Raw genomic sequence first — 12,913 nt, forward strand, 5'->3', positions numbered from 1 at the left:
TGCGGCAAGAGCGATTCCCCGTAGCAGTATGGAGTTGACGATGCTCGCCCGGGAAAACCAATTCGATGGTTGAAAGCGAACGCCGCTCGCCACTTAGCTTTACCTACCGCCGCGTCCAAGTTTGCGACTGGCAGATGATGCCGCCCAGCACGCAGCCGGTGACGCGCAGCGTGCCGTTGCGGTTGAGGCGCAGGCGGGCGTTGTAGCTGCGGCCGTTTTCGGGGTCGTATATCTGGCCGTGCCGGTACTGGCCGCCGTCGCGGCTAAAGCCCGTCAATACGCGCACGCCTTCGATCGGGCGGTCGCGCAGATTGGGGTCGGGATTGTTGACGTCGCGCTGGCCTTCTTCGACGTCGACGAGGATGCGTGCGATGCGTCCGCAGATATCCGATCCGCAAGGGCCGATGGCGATGATCGCGCGATTGTCCTCGGTCAGCCAGTTGCCGGTGATGCTCGATTGCGCCGAAGCGGGCGCGGCGGAGACCGCCATCATCGCTACGCATAGTCCGGCAAGACGCGAAAAGAGTTTCATCAGCATCTCCAAGGGCTTGAATCGACAGCCGCTGAATCGCGCCTAGCCTGTTTCGCTTTCCTGCACTAGTGCCGGGACTTTGCACGGCGGATGAACGGAAGGGACGAGCATGCGCGAAGACGAGTGGGTAATCGGCGTGGTCGGCGGATCGGGGCTGTATGCGATGGACGCGCTCGAAAACGCCCAGTCGATCCGGGTCGAGAGCCCCTGGGGGGATGCGTCGGACGAACTCATACTCGGCGAGATCGCGGGCAAGCGGTTCGTCTTTCTGCCGCGTCACGGCAAGGGTCACCGGATCGGGCCGAGCCAGCTCAATTCGCGCGCCAATATCGATGTGCTGAAACGCGCGGGCTGCACCGACCTGCTGTCGCTCTCGGCTTGCGGCTCGCTGCGGGAGGAGCTGGCACCCGGCGATTTCGTCATCGTCGACCAGTTCATCGATCGCACTTTCGCCCGCGAGAAGAGCTTTTTCGGCTCCGGTCTCGTCGCCCATGTCTCGATGGCCGATCCGGTCTGCCCGAGCCTGTCGGATCGCGCCGAGGCGGCGGCGAAGGCGGCGGGCGCGCCTGTCCATCGCGGCGCGACCTATCTCGCCATGGAAGGCCCGCAATTCTCCTCGCGCGCCGAAAGCGAGCTCTACCGCCAATGGGGGTGCGACGTGATCGGGATGACCGCGATGCCCGAGGCCAAGCTCGCCCGCGAGGCCGAGCTGCCCTACGCGCTCGTAGCGATGGTCACCGACTATGACTGCTGGCGCGACGATGTCGCCGAGGTCGAGGTCCACGATATTCTCGCAACGCTCAGGGCCAATGCCGACATGGCGGCGCGGACCGTGGTCGAGTTCGCCAGGGCGCTGCCCGACACGCGCGCCGCCAACCCGCTCGATACGGTGCTCGATATGGCGATCATTACCGATCTCGCGGTTGCCGATCGGGCGCTGATGGCGAAGCTGGACGCGGTGGCGGGACGGGTGTTGGCTTCGCGCGGGATCTGATTGTCAGACTCGACCTGTCGGTCGAGCGCCGCACCAGCCCTCTCCCCCTCCCGGCCTCCCACTCGGTATACTCTATGGGAGGCCGGGAGGGGGAGAGGGCTGGTGCGGCGATTTCGCGCTAGCGAAATTCTGACAAACTAGGCTGAACAGCTCGCCCCGCCCAGCACGCAGAAGCGCGCGCAATGCGGGTGGTTGAGCGCGACGTCGCGGCTCGCTTCGGCGAGCGTCTCGCCCATCTGGAAATCCGCGCCATAGGGCAGCAGCGTGCAGGCCGTGACCATCGGCCGCTCGGCGCCCTTGTGCTTGACCACCATCCGGCTCGATGCACACATCACGCTTTTCGGATCGACGTCGAGAATGCCCCAGCAGGCGGTCGTGATTTCGGGGACGTCGGCGCTCGCGTCCATTTCCGGGAAGAGAACGAGCCGGGCGGGATCGCCGGCGTCGACCCGGATGCCGGTTTCGGCGAACAGCGCGGCATAGCCCCGCCGCGCCATCGCATCGTCCTCATGCGCCAGGTGCCGGCCGGCGACCGCGATCGAGAAGCCGTTGTCGGACAGCCATCGCAGCCCGGCCATGCCCTTGTCCCAACTGCCGGCGCCGCGCTCTGCCTCGTGCGCGGCCTGGCTGTGGTGATCGAGGCTGACCCGGAACGTCATCCGGTCGCCATAACGCGCGTTGAGATCGAGCAGCGCGCCCTCGAACCGCCACATCGGACGCATCGCGTTGGTCAGCACCAGCACCTCGAAGCCGCGCGCCAAGGAGCTTTCGAGCATCGGCACCATGTCCGGGTTCATGAAAGGCTCGCCGCCGGTAAAGCCGATCTCGCGCGTGCCGAGCCCGTCCCGTTCGATCTCGTCGAGATAGGCATCGACTTCCGTAAGGGTCAGATAGACGAGCGCGTCGTTGGTCGGCGAGCTTTCGATGTAACAGCTCTTGCAGGCGAGGTTGCAGAGCGTCCCGGTGTTGAACCAGAGCGTTTCAAGCCTCGCCAGCGCGACATGGGCGCGCGGCTCGCCCTTGGCCGTTATTGCCGGATCGCGGAATTTGGCCGGATCGAGCGGCGCGGCATCGGCGATTTCGAACGGCGAGGGGCCGGGAAGGGGCTTGGTGGCGATAGGACTTCTCCGAGCGATTGTACCTTGCGAATATCAGATAATGTCTGGGTGAGATTCATCGTCATGCTGAAACAAGTTCAGGGTGACGGGTTTGTATGTGAGATAGAATCTGCATTTCAAAGGAGATACTTCGCGCGGAACTGCGCCCAGCGTTTGGCGGTATTGCCGAAGATCGTCGGCTCCCAGACCGCAAAGCCGGCCTGTTTGGAAATGTCAGACCGTGTCGGATAGGGGACGATGGCGCCGCCGATCGCAAAGGCGTTCGCCTTGCCGCCGATCGCGAGGCTCCAGGGGAGCAGCAGCTCTCCGGCATGCGGGCCGACGACCGTTGCGCCCAATATCGTCTTGCCTTTGCGGATGATCTTCAGGAACCCGTGCGCGTCATTCTCGGCGCGCGCGCGGTCATTGTCGTCGAAGCCCTGCTTTGTGATCTCGACCTTGTTTCCATATTTGTCGCGCGCCTGCGTCTCGGTCATCCCGACATGGCCGAGCTCGGGATCGCTATAGGTCACCCAGGGCAGGGCCTTGTAGTCGGCTTTGCTGGGCAGGCCGAGCGCGACCTGCAGCACGACGAGCGAGCCCTCGTAACCCGAGGCATGGGTGAAGCGCGGCCCGACCCTGCAATCGCCGATGGCATAGACCTTCTTGTTCGACGTCCGGCGGCGTGCATCGACCTCGATGCCGCGCGGGCTCCACTCGATTCCCGCATTTTCGAGACCGAAACCGGCGAAATCGCAGGTGCGGCCCGTGGCGACGAGGAGGTGGCTGGCCTCCACCGGGTCGCCATTGTCGGTTTCGATGCGAATACCGCCGCCGACCCGGCTGACCTTGGTGGCATTGGTGTCTTCGCGGATATCGACGCCCTCGGCGCGGAACCGGTCGACGACGATGGCTGCGGCTTCGGGATCGTCCTTGTCCATCACCTTGCCGCGCTGGATCACCGTCACCTGGCTGCCGAGCCGCCGGAAGCTCTGCGCCATTTCGCACCCGATCGGTCCGCCGCCCATGATGGCGAGATGGCGCGGGCGTTCGGCCAGTCCGAAGATCGTCTCGTTGGTCAGATAGGGAACGGTTTCGATACCCTCGACCGGCGGGATAAAGGGCTTCGATCCGATGGCGAGGCAGATGCGCGGCGCCTTCAGGGTCCGGCCGTTTACCTCGATCGTCGAGCCGTCGATCATCTTGGCCGTGCCGCGGATCACCTCGACGCCGAATTCCTCTTCGAACCGTTCCTGCGAATCGTCGACGGCGATCCTGTCGATCGCGGCCTGGACATGGTCGTGGACGGCCTTGAAATCGATCGCCGGTTCGACATCGGCGATCCCGTATTTGGCATTCTCGCGCATCTCCTGCGCGCGCCGAGCGGCCGTGATCAGCGCCTTGGACGGGACGCAGCCGGTATTCAGGCAGTCGCCGCCCATCGGTCCTTTCTCTATGAGCGCGACCTTGAGGCCGAACTGGGCGCAGCCGCCCGCGGCGGTCAGTCCCGCCGAACCGGCGCCGATAACGATCAGATCATGTGTCCGCTTCATGATGCCTCTTCCCTTGCTGTTTGCGCCCCGATGCCGCGCCCGATGCCGCGACGCATCGACCGGGCTTTTCGGGAAGCCGCCGATAAAGGTTACAACAGCGGTGCATTTGTGTAACCGCGTGGTGCGGGGGTCCGGATTGGTTACCAATACCGCTGAGGCGTCAAAATGGCGAACATATCGGACAGAAATGCATGCCGGGAGCAGTCATTCTGTTTTCAAGTGGATTTCTGTTCGAGATGGAAGCCAGTTTGTCGTCCCTTCGGGATTTGACCGATTTGGCCCATTGTGTCGTTGGGAAGGCTTGAAATATATCGATATTCCATCGCCTTCCAGCCTTGCACTGAGCCAAATCGCCTCAAACCTCGGCGGCATTGGTAACCAATCCCGACCCCAATCCGAAGCTCTCCTCAACAGACATCCCGCCGGAGACCAGCGTGAATATCGAGAATAGCCGCGACTATTATGGGCAGGTGCTGCAGGGCTCGGCCGACCTCAAGACCGACGCCTGCTGCACGGTCGAGGCGCCCGCGCCCGAGATCCGTTCGGCGCTGGCCCATGTCCATCCCGATGTGAGAGCGCGCTATTACGGTTGCGGGTTGATCGCGCCCGAGGCGGCGCACGGCATGCGCATCCTCGATCTCGGCAGCGGATCGGGGCAGGACGCCTATCTGCTCGCCCAGCTCGCCGGCGCCGAAGGCAGCGTGGTCGGGGTCGATGCGACGCCGGAGCAGCTCGCCGTCGCGCGCGGCCATCTCGACTGGCATGCCGAGCGGTTCGGCTATCGCAATGTCGAATTCCTCGAGGGCGATATCGAGCAGCTCGATGCGCTCGATCTGGAACCCGCGAGCTTCGACCTGATCGTCTCCAACTGCGTGATCAACCTCGTCGCCGACAAGGCCAAGGTGTTCCGCGACGCGCATGCGCTGCTGAAGCCCGGCGGCGAATTCTATTTCTCCGACGTCTATGCCGAACGGCGCGTGCCCGAGGCGCTGCTCTCCGATCCCGTGCTGCACGGCGAGTGCCTGTCCGGCGCGCTCTATTGGGGCGATTTCGACCGGCTCGCCAGAGAGGCCGGTTTCCGCGATCCGCGCCTGGTGACCGACCGGCCGCTGGCGATCGGCGATCCGGCGGTTGCGGAGAAAGTGGACGGCATCCGCTTCTTCTCGGCCACCTATCGCCTGTTCGGGCTCGACGGGCTCGAACCGGCCTGCGAGGATTACGGCCAGGCGGTCCGCTACAGGGGCACGATCCCCGGGCATGAGCGCGCGCTGACCCTCGATGCCCATCACGTCATCGAAAAGGGGCGGATGTTCGCGGTGTGCGGCAATAGCTGGCGGATGCTCGCCGAGACTCGCTTTGCCGAACATTTCGAATTTTTCGGCGATTTCTCGACCCATTACGGCATCTTTCCCGGGTGCGGCGAGCTGATGCCGTTCAGCGCTGCGCCGGCGGGCGAAGCCGTTTCGGGCTGCTGCTGACTTGACCTGCTTCCTGGTGACCGGAGCCGCCGGCCTGCTCGGCGGCGAGATTTGCGCCGCACTGGCCCGGCGGGGCCATGGCGTGATCGGCCTCGTCCGCAAGAACCGCATATTGATGCACGGCAAGGGACGGCGCTTGCCGACCGCGGACTGGACCGGCGCCGCGCCGGGACCGGGCGAAGTGCTGCTCGTCGAGGGCGATGTCCGCGACCCGCAACTGGGGCTGGAGCGGGCGGCCCATGCGCGGCTGTCGGCACAGGCGGACTGCATCATCCATTGCGCCGCGATCGTCCAGTTCGACGCCGATCCCGATCTCTACGAGGCGGTGAATGTGCGCGGAACCGGCCATGTCGTCGATTTCGCCAGGGCGCGCCCCGGCAAACCGGCCGCGCTCGTCCAGGTCAGCACCGCCTATGTGTGCGGCGAACGCGACGGGCCGATCGCCGAGGACGACGCCCGCCGGCCGGACCGCTTCGCCAATGCCTATGAGGAGAGCAAGTTCGCCGCCGAGGCTCTGGTCCGGGCCGCGATGGCCGATGGGGTGAGCGCGGCGATCGCCCGGCCGAGCATCGTCGTCGGGCGGACCGGGGACGGGGTGATCGCCGGTTTCGACACGATCTACATGGCGTTCAAACTGCTCGCCGAGGGCCGGATCCGGACGATCCCCTCAACCCCCGGCGCGACGCTCAACTTCGTGCCGCTCGATCATGCCGTGAACGGTATCGCAACCATCGCTTCCCGGATCGGCGAAGCGCGCGGGAGGACCTTCCATCTCGTCGCCGGTGCGCCGATGCCGGTCGCCGATTTCTTCGCGCTGGTCCGCGACTATCCGCAATTCTCCGACCCCGAACCGGTATCGCCCGATCGCTTCGACCCGGCGACGCTCTCGCCGGTCGAACAGCGGTTCCACCGGCGGGTCGCGACGCTCTATACGAGTTATTTTCAGCGCAATCCCCTGTTCTTGCAGGGCAATGTCGAGAATCTGATCGGCGCGGGCGGACCGCCTGCCGACACGGCGCTGATGCGGCGGCAGATCGATTTCGCGATCCGCGCCGGCTTCCTTCCCTCCGAGTCGGTTTCCGCCTGAACGGCCCGTTCGGTGTAACGAGACAGAATCGAGACCAATTTGGGACGGTCGGACCGGTTATCCACAATCACGGTCAAGCCTCTTGGTTAATCTTCACAAGAAATTGCGACGGGACGCCGCTTTAACCCTTTTTTTAGGGTAAACGGCCTTTTCAACATCGGGCCGCGCAGTCATAAATATGCCTCACAAGCCATGATTAACGCGAAGGCGGTTTTTCCGTGAGTGCACCATTCCGGTTCCCCAGATTTTTTGTAACGGCACCGAGCCCCTGTCCCTATCTGCCGGGCAAGACCGAGCGGAAAGTGTTCACCGAGTTGCGCGGGCCGCACGCGGCGGAGCTGAACGAGGCGCTGGGCCGGATCGGGTTCCGTCGGAGCCAGTCGGTCGCCTATCGGCCGAGCTGCGCGGGCTGCCAGGCCTGTATCTCGGTTCGCGTCGTCGCCACCGAATTCCGCCCCAACGCGACGCAGCGCCGGCTCATGCGCCGGCACAGCGATCTCGAGGTCAGCGCCTGCGAAGCCTGGACCACCGAAGAACAATTCTCGCTGCTGCGCCGCTATCTGAGCGTCCGCCACCCGGATGGCGGAATGCACGACATGGACGAGATGGATTTCGCCGACATGGTCGAGCAGACGCCCGTCGACACCTATATGATCGAATATCGCGAGCCGGGCGTCGGCGGAAAGCCGGGGCGGCTCGTCGGCGCCTGCCTCACCGACCGCCAGTCGGACGGCCTGTCGATGATCTACAGCTTCTTCGATCCCGACCATCCCGAGCGCAACGGGCTCGGCAACTACATCATCCTCGATCATATCGTGCACGCCGCCAAGGCAAGCCTGCCCTATGTCTATCTCGGCTATTGGGTCGAGGGCGCGCCGCGCATGCGCTACAAGGTGCGGTATCGCCCGCTCGAGAAGCTGACGCCAAAGGGCTGGGTGCCGTTCGAGCAGGAAACGGTTCCAGGGGCGGCCGTCAGCAAGATACTGGCCGGCGCCAAATAGCCGAAACGTCTAGTCGGCGCTTTCCATGAAAGGCGGCATCGGGATCGCGGCGCGGGCCTCGGCGAGCGCGAAAGCCCATTTCGACGACAGCATGTTGAAATAGTCGTCGGTTTCCTCGATCCGGCGAAAATGCACCGGCTTGCTATCGTCGGCCGGCAGGATGGCGAGATCGAGCGGGCGGCCGACGCTGAGATTGGACCGCATCGTGGAATCGAACGAGACGAGCCCGGTCTTCACCGCATCGTCGAGCGGCGTTTCATATTCGAGCGCGCGATCGAGGATCGGCTTGCCATATTTGGTCTCGCCGATCTGCATGAACGGCCGGTCGGGCTGGCAGCTGATGAAATTGCCTTCCTTGTAGACATGGAAGAGCCGCAGCGGCCGTCCCTTGAACCGGCCGCCCAGGATCATCGATCCGGAAAAGCTGTACTGGCTGTCCTCGCCGGCGGTATCCTTGATCGCGTCGCGCGCGATGTGGAGCGCCTCGCCGACGAGCCCGGCGGCACGATGCATGTTGGGCATGTCGGACAGGAAGCGCGGACCGTCGCTGTCGTCATCCTCCTCCAGCCCTTCCTTCAGCAATGCGAAGGCGGACTGCGTGACCGACAGGTTGCCGGCCGTGCAGGCGATGATCGTCCGGTCGTCGCTCTGCTCGAGGATATGGAGCTTCTTGTAGGACGAGATATTGTCGACGCCCGCATTGGTGCGGGTGTCGGCGATCATCACCAGCCCGTCTTTCAACAGCATTCCGAGGCAATAGGTCATGCGACTCCGGTCGGTTGTGGCGAACGCTTAGCGCGTAGCCGGGAAGATCGGCGCCGAAAAGAGCCGAATTTCGCGAAGATGTGGATCGGCGGCCGCGCCCGCCGGCCCTAGTTTTGCGTCTGGTCCCGCGCCTGGGTCACCCTTACGTCGACGGCGAGCGCTTCGTCGCCGCCGCCCATCCGGCGGCCGGCCACCGGCGCCGCGTCGCGATAGTCGAGGCCGCATGCGACGCGGACATAGGCGTCGTCGGGGCTGATCCCGTTCGCCGGATCGAAGCCGGTCCAGCCGATCGAGGGCAGACACGCCTCCGCCCAGGCATGGCTCGCTTCCTGCTGTTCGGCGCCGTCGCGGCGGAACAGATGGCCCGAAATATAGCGGGCCGGGATGCCCATCGCGCGCGCCGCGGCGCAGAAGATATGGGCGTGATCCTGGCACACGCCCTTGTTCGCGGCGAAGGCGGTCGCGGCATCGCGTTCGACGGCATCCAGGGTCGGTTCGAAGCGGATCTGGTCGAGCAGCCGGCTCATCAGCAGGTGCATCCGTTCGAGCGGATCCTGTTTCGCGGCCGCGACATCGGTGGCGAACGTGCGGATCGCCTCGTCCGCGCGACTGAGATTCGTTGGCCGGAGAAAGGCCTTTGCGGGTAGGGTCTCCGACGCGTCCTCGATCATCCCCGAACGGTCGTCGGTCAGCACTTCGCCGGACACGCGCAGCGCGACCTTCTCGATCGGCCCGTCAATATAGAGCATGGTTATCCGGTTGCCGAAGCCGTCCCGATGGCCGCGGAGCCGGGCGTCGCAATCGACATCGATATGCCAGCTCACGACATGCTGGGCCGCGAAATTGACCGGCGTAACGCGCAACAGCTGGACGAGCCGACGCTGCGGTTCGCTGAACGTGTAGTCGGTGCGATGGTCGATGCAAAGCCGCATCTAGTCGAACCGGAACTGTCTGGAGATGGCCTGGCTGAGCAAGCGGTTTTCCTCGATAAAGGCCTGGAGATATTCGTGCAGACCGCCCGTGATGATTTCCCGGATCCCGGTCGCATTGATCCGTTGCTGGCGCAACCGCGCCATGCGGTCGGCTTCCCCCTGATAGCCGGTGAGCCGCCCGAGTTCGGTCAGCAGCGCGGCGGTCTCGTCGACCGTCGCCGCGATCGAGCGCGGCAGTTCGCGTCTGAGAATCAGCATCTCGACGACTCGGCGGGATGACAGGCCGTCCCGATAGAGCCAGCGAAAAGCGGTATTGGCCGAAACCGTCTGGAGGATGGTCCCCCATTGGTCGCGGTCGACAAGTCCGCCCACCTCTTCGCCCTCCGGCAGGATGATATGATATTTGACGTCGATGAGGCGCGCGGTGTTGTCGGTGCGCTCGATGCTCTCGCCGAGCATCAGAAAATGATAGCTCTCCTGCCGCAACATGCGATGCAGCGCGCCTTCGAAACCGCGATTTTCCGCGATCAGCGCCTCGAGCAGGTTGATCGTGCCCTGCGCGCTGCCGACCGCGCTGCGCCCGTCGATGCCGAGCCAGGCGCGATTGATCGACTCCCAGCCTTCGCGGGTCAGCGCGGTGCGGACGGCCCGCGCATTCATCCGCGCCGTATAAAGGCAGTTACGGATCGAATTGGGATTGTCCTTGGAGAAGGTGAGGAAGTTGGCGACATTGCTCGGCGTCGGGGATTCGCCGGTCTGTTCGAAATCATGCTTCGCCGCGGCGACCGAGAGCGCGCTCGACCAGGCGCCTTCGCCGGCGGGCCGGGCGGAGAGCGCGTCGAGCCGGAGCGTCGCTTCGATCAGCCGCGCGGTGAATTCGGCCCGCTCCATATAGCGGCCGATCCAGTAGAGATAGGAGGCGGTGCGCGCGAGCATCAGGCTTGCGATTCCGGCTGTTCGCTGTCGGGGCGCAGGACGAGGCTGTCCTTGGTGCCGCCGCCCTGGCTCGAATTGACGACCAGCGAACCTTCGCGCAGCGCGACGCGGGTCAGGCCGCCCGGCACGGTGGTCACCTTGTTGCCGTCGGACAGCACGAAGGGCCGGAAATCGACATGGCGCGATTTGGTGCCCTTGTCGGTCAGGGTCGGGACGGTCGAGAGGGCGAGGGTCGGCTGGGCGATATAGCCGTCGGGATTGGCCTTCAGCGCGGCGCGGAATTCCTCGATCTCCTCGCCCGTCGAAGTCGGGCCGACCAGCATGCCGTAGCCGCCCGAGCCGTCTACCTTCTTGACGACCAGTTCGGCGAGATTGTCGAGCGTATATTGGAGCGCATCGGGCTCGCGGCAGCGCCATGTCTCGACATTGGGCAGCTTGGCCTCCTCGCCTGCATAATATTTCACGATTTCCGGCATGTAGGAATAGATCGCCTTGTCGTCCGATATGCCGCCGCCGGGCGCGTTGATCAGCGTGACGTTGCCGGCGAAATAGGCGGCCATCAGCCCCGGCACTCCCAGCATGGAATCGGGCCGGAAGACGAGCGGATCGAGGAACTCGTCGTCGATCCGGCGGTAGATGACATCGACGCGCCGGCGCCCCTCGATCGTCCGCATCCAGACGATATCGTCGTCGACGACCAGGTCCGCGGCCTCGACGAGCTCGATACCGACATTGTCCGCGAGGAAGCTGTGTTCGTAAAAGGCGCTGTTGAAATGGCCGGGCGTCAGCAGCACGCAGCATGGGTCTCCGGGCGCGGCTTCGGGCGCCACGGCCTGCATCATCTCGCGCAGTGCGTCGGGATAGCGGTCGACCGGCTCGACCTCGAACGTCTCGAACAGTTCGGGGCAGAGCCGGAGCATCGCTTCGCGGTTCTCGAGCATGTAGGAAACGCCCGAGGGCGTGCGCGCATTGTCTTCGAGCACGAGGAATTCGTCGGGCCCGGTGCGCACCATGTCGATGCCGCAGATATGCGCGTAGATGCCGTGCGGCGGGCGGTGGCCGTTGACGAGCGGGGTGAAGCCGGGATTGCAGAGGACGAGATCGTCCGGAACTACGCCGTCGGCGATGATCTTGCGATCGCCATACACGTCTTCGAGAAACATGTTGAGCGCCGTCACGCGCTGTTCGAGGCCCTCGGACAGGCTGGCCCATTCGTCCGCGGTGAAGATGCGCGGCACGATATCGAAGGGGATGATCCGCTCGGCTTCCTCCTCTTCGCCATAGACATTGAAGGTGATGCCGAGCTGGCGGAAGGCGGCTTCGGCCGAATCCTGCCGGCGGGCGAGTTCCTTTTTCGGGGTTTCGCGGATCCAGCGCGCGATGGACTCGAAACCGGGCCGGGGCTTGCGCCCCCGGCTATGACCCCAGATCTCGTCGAAATACCGTTTTGCCATCCTGTACTGCAATCAATGCACGAGACCCGGGCTTGGTTCAACCGAGGCGGGCGCGGATGGAGCGCCGCTGGAACAACGGCGATCGTTTGGGCTAGGGTCGGCGCGACAAGGAGACCGAGCCGATGACCGCAATCACCCATGTCGACGCGGCGGTGACGCCGGAAACGATCGCCAGGATACTCAGCGAGCAGGGGGCGCTCATCATCGACGGCCTGATGTCGGGCGAACAGCTCGAACGGCTGACCGGCGAGATCATGCCCTATGTCGAGGCGACCGAAGCCGGGCGCGACGACTTCACCGGCCGCAGGACGACGCGAACCGGCGCGCTGGTGGCGCGGTCCGCCGCCTGCCGCGAACTCGTCATGCACCCGGCGATCACCGGCGCCTGCGAGCAGTTCCTGCTCCCCTTTTGCGACCGCTTCCAGCTCCATCTCACCCAGCTGATCCGCATCCGCGATGGGCAGACGGCGCAGCCCCTGCATCGCGACCGGCTGGCCTGGGGCGGCTATCTGCAGCGCATCATCGAGCCGCAGCTGAACACGATCTGGGCGGTCACCGATTTCACCTTCGAGAATGGCGCGACCCAGGTCGCGCCCGGCAGCAATTTATGGGACGACGATACGCGGCTGCCGACCGAGGACGAGCTGATCCGGGCCGAGATGAAGGCGGGTTCGGTGCTCGTCTATTCGGGCAGCGTGATCCATGGCGGCGGGGCCAATGTTTCGGGCGCCGACCGGATGGGCCTCAACATCACCTATGCGCTCGGCTGGCTGCGGCAGGAGGAGAACCAGTATCTCTCCTGCCCGCCGGACATTGCGAAGGATTTCGATCCCGAGCTCCGGGCGCTGCTCGGCTATGCGATGGGCAGCTATGCGCTCGGCTATTACACGCCTCCGCTGCCGCCGGGCGAGGGGCCGGAGGTCGTGCCGCCCGATTTCCTGTTCGGCGAAAAAGCGGCCGGCTGGGGCGAGGATCTCTACGAACAGGTGACCGAACGGTCGCGCGCGGGAACGCCGGGCGGCTAGGCCGTCAGAAATCGGAGCCAAAACTCGCGAGGGATGCGTTTCAGCACCGGGGTTCCTAA

At 64.8% G+C, this 12,913-nt stretch carries 12 protein-coding genes; 5 read left to right on the plus strand and 7 right to left on the minus strand.

Annotated features, from left to right (window positions below):
• Positions 1-103: 103 nt before the first annotated feature.
• A complete protein-coding gene (locus HFP57_RS14845) occupies positions 104-532 on the minus strand; it encodes a DUF2147 domain-containing protein (protein ID WP_176870510.1) in 429 nt (142 codons plus the stop codon).
• 109 nt (positions 533-641) lie between these two features.
• Between HFP57_RS14845 and HFP57_RS14850 the strand changes: the two genes are divergently transcribed.
• Positions 642-1,526: an S-methyl-5'-thioadenosine phosphorylase gene (locus HFP57_RS14850; protein WP_176870511.1), complete on the plus strand. Its 885-nt coding sequence runs from the start codon at positions 642-644 to the stop codon at positions 1,524-1,526.
• A 137-nt stretch (positions 1,527-1,663) separates the two neighbouring features.
• On the opposite strand, the gene HFP57_RS14855 is transcribed toward HFP57_RS14850, so the two are convergent.
• Positions 1,664-2,662, minus strand: coding sequence for a radical SAM protein (locus HFP57_RS14855; RefSeq protein WP_343045267.1), 999 nt, complete (start codon positions 2,660-2,662; stop codon positions 1,664-1,666).
• Positions 2,663-2,760: 98 nt separating this feature from the next.
• Positions 2,761-4,176, minus strand: coding sequence for a dihydrolipoyl dehydrogenase family protein (locus HFP57_RS14860; RefSeq protein WP_176870512.1), 1,416 nt, complete (start codon positions 4,174-4,176; stop codon positions 2,761-2,763).
• Between the two features lie 434 nt (positions 4,177-4,610).
• On the opposite strand from HFP57_RS14860, the gene HFP57_RS14865 reads away from it, so the two are divergent.
• The 3 genes from HFP57_RS14865 to HFP57_RS14875 all read left to right on the plus strand — a co-directional run bounded on the left by HFP57_RS14865 (position 4,611) and on the right by HFP57_RS14875 (position 7,742).
• A complete protein-coding gene (locus tag HFP57_RS14865) occupies positions 4,611-5,654 on the plus strand; it encodes a methyltransferase domain-containing protein (RefSeq protein ID WP_176870513.1) in 1,044 nt (347 codons plus the stop codon).
• A 1-nt stretch (position 5,655) separates the two neighbouring features.
• A complete protein-coding gene (locus HFP57_RS14870) occupies positions 5,656-6,741 on the plus strand; it encodes an SDR family oxidoreductase (RefSeq protein WP_176870514.1) in 1,086 nt (361 codons plus the stop codon).
• A gap of 218 nt (positions 6,742-6,959) precedes the next feature.
• On the plus strand, positions 6,960-7,742 hold the full coding sequence (locus HFP57_RS14875) for an arginyltransferase (RefSeq protein WP_176870515.1): 783 nt from the start codon (positions 6,960-6,962) through the stop codon (positions 7,740-7,742).
• 9 nt (positions 7,743-7,751) lie between these two features.
• Here the strand turns inward: HFP57_RS14875 and HFP57_RS14880 are convergent, their stop codons facing one another.
• The 4 genes from HFP57_RS14880 to HFP57_RS14895 form a co-directional block, all read right to left on the minus strand.
• A complete protein-coding gene (locus HFP57_RS14880) occupies positions 7,752-8,507 on the minus strand; it encodes a proteasome-type protease (protein WP_176870516.1) in 756 nt (251 codons plus the stop codon).
• Positions 8,508-8,614: 107 nt separating this feature from the next.
• Entirely contained in the window at positions 8,615-9,439 is an 825-nt protein-coding gene (locus tag HFP57_RS14885) for a transglutaminase family protein (RefSeq protein WP_176870517.1), read from the minus strand.
• Positions 9,440-10,375 (minus strand): alpha-E domain-containing protein, encoded by a 936-nt coding sequence (locus HFP57_RS14890; RefSeq protein ID WP_176870518.1) that lies wholly within the window; start codon positions 10,373-10,375, stop codon positions 9,440-9,442.
• Positions 10,375-11,829: a circularly permuted type 2 ATP-grasp protein gene (locus HFP57_RS14895; protein WP_176870519.1), complete on the minus strand. Its 1,455-nt coding sequence runs from the start codon at positions 11,827-11,829 to the stop codon at positions 10,375-10,377. The genes HFP57_RS14890 and HFP57_RS14895 overlap by 1 nt, the downstream gene beginning before the upstream one ends.
• Before the next feature lie 122 nt (positions 11,830-11,951).
• Here HFP57_RS14895 and HFP57_RS14900 point away from each other — a divergent pair, with 122 nt between their 5' ends.
• Entirely contained in the window at positions 11,952-12,854 is a 903-nt protein-coding gene (locus tag HFP57_RS14900) for a phytanoyl-CoA dioxygenase family protein (RefSeq protein WP_176870520.1), read from the plus strand.
• Positions 12,855-12,913 lie beyond the last annotated feature (59 nt).

Origin of the sequence: Parasphingopyxis algicola, from assembly GCF_013378075.1 — a bacterium.
Lineage (GTDB): Bacteria > Pseudomonadota > Alphaproteobacteria > Sphingomonadales > Sphingomonadaceae > Parasphingopyxis > Parasphingopyxis algicola.